4 protein-coding genes and 2 pseudogenes are annotated in these 4,454 nt (G+C 68.9%); 1 reads left to right on the plus strand and 5 read right to left on the minus strand.

Translation table 11 applies throughout. The features are described 5' to 3' along the window. Positions 1-96: 96 nt before the first annotated feature. The 4 genes and pseudogenes from ACIRU3_RS47330 to ACIRU3_RS47345 all read right to left on the minus strand — a co-directional run bounded on the left by ACIRU3_RS47330 (position 97) and on the right by ACIRU3_RS47345 (position 3,177). Entirely contained in the window at positions 97-639 is a 543-nt protein-coding gene (locus ACIRU3_RS47330; protein WP_404070594.1) for a GNAT family N-acetyltransferase, read from the minus strand. A gap of 53 nt (positions 640-692) precedes the next feature. Then, positions 693-1,059: pseudogene (locus tag ACIRU3_RS47335) on the minus strand (transposase); the annotation flags it as partial. A 57-nt stretch (positions 1,060-1,116) separates the two neighbouring features. Next, positions 1,117-1,746, minus strand: coding sequence for a hypothetical protein (locus ACIRU3_RS47340; RefSeq protein ID WP_404070596.1), 630 nt, complete (start codon positions 1,744-1,746; stop codon positions 1,117-1,119). Between the two features lie 318 nt (positions 1,747-2,064). Then, complete coding sequence (locus ACIRU3_RS47345) at positions 2,065-3,177, minus strand: ABC transporter substrate-binding protein (RefSeq protein ID WP_404070598.1); 1,113 nt, start codon at positions 3,175-3,177, stop codon at positions 2,065-2,067. A 225-nt stretch (positions 3,178-3,402) separates the two neighbouring features. Here ACIRU3_RS47345 and ACIRU3_RS47350 point away from each other — a divergent pair. Continuing rightward, positions 3,403-3,737 (plus strand): annotated as a pseudogene (locus ACIRU3_RS47350) (potassium channel family protein); the annotation flags it as partial. A gap of 84 nt (positions 3,738-3,821) precedes the next feature. Here the strand turns inward: ACIRU3_RS47350 and ACIRU3_RS47355 are convergent. Beyond that, positions 3,822-4,142 (minus strand): hypothetical protein, encoded by a 321-nt coding sequence (locus tag ACIRU3_RS47355; RefSeq protein ID WP_404070600.1) that lies wholly within the window; start codon positions 4,140-4,142, stop codon positions 3,822-3,824. Positions 4,143-4,454: the final 312 nt, after the last annotated feature.

Here is a 4,454-nt window from a genome sequence, read left to right on the forward strand (position 1 = left end):
GCCCGATAACTCAGACACGCGCGAAGACACCCAACCCACCCCCTGGGACCCCTACCCAGGAACCCACGCCCGAGACCTAAAACAACGGCATTGCCGCTAGACCTTCGAGTCCCGCTTCCAATCCTGGACAAGGAGGCCGAGCAGCACCTCGTCCAAGAACTCGCCCATCACCCAGGCAGAGGAGCGCAGCACGCCCTCGCGGACGAAGCCGTTGCGCTCGGCGGAGCGCAGCATCGCGGCGTTGTCCGCCAGCGTCTCGATCTGCAGCCGCTGCAGGCCGCGCACGACGAAACCGTAGTGACACAGCGCTGCGACCACGTCGGTGCCGTAGCCCTTCCCGCGGGAGGACGGCAGCACCCCCAATCCGATGTGCGCGGACCGGTTGTGATTGTCGATGCCCCACAGCGTCGCCGTGCCGACCAGCGTGCCGCCCTCCAGTTCCACCACGGAGAACTGGACGCTTCCCTGATTCTTGTCGTCCACCACGAGCCGCGGATCCTTCGAGCCGGGCGTGATCGGCCGCCACGGCCCGCCTTCGGCACGCGAGGAGTTGACCACGTCGTCGTAGAGCTCGGTCCGCAGGACTGGGATGTCGTCCTCGTGCCGGGCCCGCAGCCCGATTTGGTTGCCTCGAAGCATGTGAGCTTCCTATCCGACCGGGCCGGCCGGCTGCAATCCAATAAGACCGTGTCCTACGTGGTGAGGCGGACGAGTCTCTTGTAGCCGCACAGGGCGGCGGCAAGCCCGAGAAAGGCCAGGTGGTTTCGGGGGTTGCGCTCGTAGCGGGGGCTGAGGCGGCGGTAGCCGGACAGCCAGGACATGGTGCGCTCGATGACCCTGCGGCGTCGCCCAATTCGTTGGCTGGACTCGATGCCTTTGCGGGCGATGCGCACACCGATACGCTTCCACCCAGCCATCTGCGCAGGTCGGCCCGGTCGTAGGCCTTGGCCGCATGGAGGCGCTGAGGCTTGAAGTGCCGGCCGTTGTGCGGGTCGTGTCTCGTTTGGTGACCTCGACCATGGGCTTCAGACCTTCGCAGTCGTGGGTGGGGTCTGCTGCACGATCGGGTGACACCTTGACCTGCCCCACGGTCCCGCCTGTTCGCACGCATAGTCCTTACCGGGCCGGAACTTTGTCCGTGAGGTCGTAGCCGCCCTTGATCACCTTGGAGTCGGCGGCCGGCGCCATGCACTTGCTCAGCAGCGGCTCACTTTCCACGGTGCCTCCGGAGAGCCCGATGCGGCTGGTACCGATGCCCTTGCCTTCTCCCACGTAGAAACTGATCCCCATGCGGACATGCCGCTTCAGATAGTCGTCCCAGCCACCGACGTTGCCCCCGGTTCGCACGATGCGCCCGGTCACGGTGGCGGTGGGGCCGCCGCTGGTCAGGCAGTCGACCTTGAAGTCGCCCCAATTGACCTTCTCCGGCTCGCCATTGGCGGCTGGCATCCGGTGGTAGATGCGGAAGGTGCCCCAGGCCTTGTCGGGCTTGACCCAGCCCACGCCCTTGAAGGTGGCGTGGGCGTCGACGGTGATCTGAATATCGTGGCCGACGTCCGGGTAGTCCATGCGGCCCCAGCCCTTGAGGCGGGAGGTGAGAGTCCCGGAAGGAACGGAGGCACGCGCGGTCTTGCCGGGCACGGACGCGGGTGCTGTCGACGCGGAGGAGACCCCCGCAGTGGTTGCCACCACAGCGGTCGCGGCGAGGAACGTGACAGCGCGGTTGGGCAGCTTGAATCTGGACATGGTGGCACTCCACTCTGGGTCGTGGAATCGAGCGCCGGAGTGAGAGGACCTCCGCTCCGTCGCGACCGATCCTGCTCAACATCCGCCCCGCACACGTCAGTCACCGGTCGTGACCTCTTTCCGCCGTGCGGCGGAGCCCGCCGGTGAAGCGATCCCCCTCACGACGTATGCGACAACGACCGCGACGCCGAACCATACTTACCTCAACGCACGCTTCGCCGGAGACCCAGGGGCAGTCAGCGGTACCGCCTGTTCAGCACAAGGAGCCCAAGCCAGCAGTGGCTTGGGGGCCTTGATTTGGGCGCCTTCCGTGCTCTCTCAGCCGGCGTGGAGGATTCGAAAGCGATCAGGTTCCGCCGGGTCCCGATCAACGACTTGGATCGGTGTCCAAACCCATTGCCAAACGCTGATGCCCGGCGTGCGGGAGAACCGGATCGGCCCGCGGGTGCCCTCGACCGCCACCCGCGGCCATGACTTGGCGATGGCCGCCCGGTCCGTGCCGTGGGAACGCAGCACCGCGGTGAGGACAGCGACGGTGTCCCAGCCTTCGAAGGCGACGAAGGAGGGCGCTTCGCCCAGCCGCTCGCGGAGTTCCTTCCCGACGCGTTCGCCGAGCGGACCGAGGCGCTCGGGCAGGTAGCGCAGGAACGGGATCCCGGCGCCGTCCTCTCCCAGCGCCGCGGCCCATTCGGCCAACTCCGGTTGTCCGGCCGGAGCGCCGATCAGGATTTCCACGAGCCGCCGGTCGCCCCGGACGGCCCTGACGATCGGCACCGCCGGCTCCGGATGGCCGACCAGCAGGAGGAGCGCCGTCGCGCCGTGGTCGACCAGCGCGTCGCACAGAGCCTCGGGGGTGAGCGCGTTCGTGTCGAGTTCGACGACGGTGCCGCCGCGGGCAGCGAGGTGGTCCCGCAGGACACGGGCCCCGGACGCCCAGTAGACGCTCGGCTGAGTCGCCACGGCGATCCGACGCCGGCCCGCGCCGAGGAGGAAGTCCGCGTAGATCCGCCAGCCGTGGGACTGGGCCGGGGCCAGGCGCGCGACCCACTCCGTCGGCACCTCGGTGAGCGCGTCCAGCACCGCGGACGAGCACAGGAACGGCACGCCGAGGGCGTCGGCCCGGACGGCGGCGGCGCGGGCGACGACGCTGTGATACTCGCCCGCCACCGCGGCCACGCCCAGGCCGGCCAGTTCGTCCACGGCCGCCGCGGCCCGCTCCGGATCGGCCGCGGTGTCCCGGACCACCAGCTCCAGTGGTCTGCCGTCGATCCCGCCGGCGTCGTTGACCTCGCGAACGGCCAGGTCGAGTCCAGCGAGAAGGTGTCGGCCCGCCTCGACCCAGCCGGGCCGCGTCAGCGGGACAAGAGCGCCCAGGCGGACGGACGACCCGTCTGCGTGCTCCGCTCCCGACGGCGATGGTGGCATGTTCATCGGGTGGCGTCTCCCTGGGGACGATGCGGTCGCGGTCCGCCCGGATTGCGCGCCGGCCGGAGCCGGCGGTTCGCGTTCGTCACGTCTCGGCGCGGCGGGCGCGCCCGGTGACCACGCCGGTCATTGGATCCATCAGCATCGCCCATAGGCAACCGATTATTTGTTCGCTGAGCTGCCACGCTTCAGCATCACCGAAGACCGTGCGCTGATCCGCGGTCCAGGTGTTCCTGGGCGGTCGTGGCCGCCGAGGAGGGGGCGCGTGGTGCGAACCTGACGTCGTACCCGAGGGCGCTGTGGTGGTCGATCGAGACGGCGACCACGGTCGGTTCCGGGGACTTCTATCCGGTCACGCCGTGGGCCGGGTCGTTGCTTCGCTTGTCATGGTCGTCGGGATCACGACGTACGGCATGGTCACGGCTGCGCTGGCGACCTGGTTCGTCAGCTGCGAGGAGCGGCGACACGGCCGCGTGCACCATCTGCGTGACGAGACCGCTCAGGCCCTGCATGAACGCTTCGACCGGCTCGAGCGTCTGCTGACGGGCGAACGGGACGGTGACTGAGGGCCTGCCGCCCGGCGGATGTCCCGGGGCGGGCCACCCCTTGCCGTCGTACGCGTCGGTCCCGGGTTGTTGCAGCAGACTCAGTCAGGTCGCGCGCACGGTGGCTTGCAGCTTCGCGCCAGGCAAGTAGTCGCGGTTGCGGCTGATCTTGCTGATCGCGTTGACCAGCCCCCGGAGGGGGCGCGGCACCCAGACGCTTGTGTAGCCAGACTGCTGAGACAGGTACGGGAACAGATGGGGAAAGTCCTGCCGGGCCCGACGCAGCCGGCGCCGCTTGGAGGCGTATCCGAGCAGCGTCGACATCACCACGAGAGTCACAAGCTCGGCGTCGCTGAGCGTGGATGCGATCCCGACCGCGGGACGCCACCGGGCGAGCTCCGGCGAATCCTTCAAGGCGTCATCCACCCGGCTCTCGCATCGTCATGCCGCAGGCAACCCCTTCGACTCACTCAGCCCGGCGATCCAGGCTCCGGCCAATTGCTCGCGTGCGGCAGGGGCCTGCCTCTGCCCTGCCTGGAAGGCGGGCACCCACACCGACGGGTCTGACGAGTCCGTGCCGAGCACCGCCGCTGAGGCCTCGCCCGGGAACAGCGATACCACCGTCTCCGCGCCCAGCGCGGCTAGTAGGACTCCGTTAGGTCTGTCGATCGGTCCTGTCTGGGGCATGTTGGAGGTGTGGACGCACACGAAGTGAACCGGGCTCGGGCGAAGTTGGCG

This window comes from Streptomyces sp. NPDC101151 (assembly GCF_044768335.1).
Classification (GTDB): domain Bacteria; phylum Actinomycetota; class Actinomycetes; order Streptomycetales; family Streptomycetaceae; genus Streptomyces.

Coding starts and splice junctions, on each gene's coding strand:
- ACIRU3_RS47330 (WP_404070594.1), bottom strand. CDS start 639: ATGCTTCGAGGCAACCAAATCGGGCTGCGGGCCCGGCACGAGGACGAC.
- ACIRU3_RS47340 (WP_404070596.1), bottom strand. CDS start 1,746: ATGTCCAGATTCAAGCTGCCCAACCGCGCTGTCACGTTCCTCGCCGCG.
- ACIRU3_RS47345 (WP_404070598.1), bottom strand. CDS start 3,177: ATGAACATGCCACCATCGCCGTCGGGAGCGGAGCACGCAGACGGGTCG.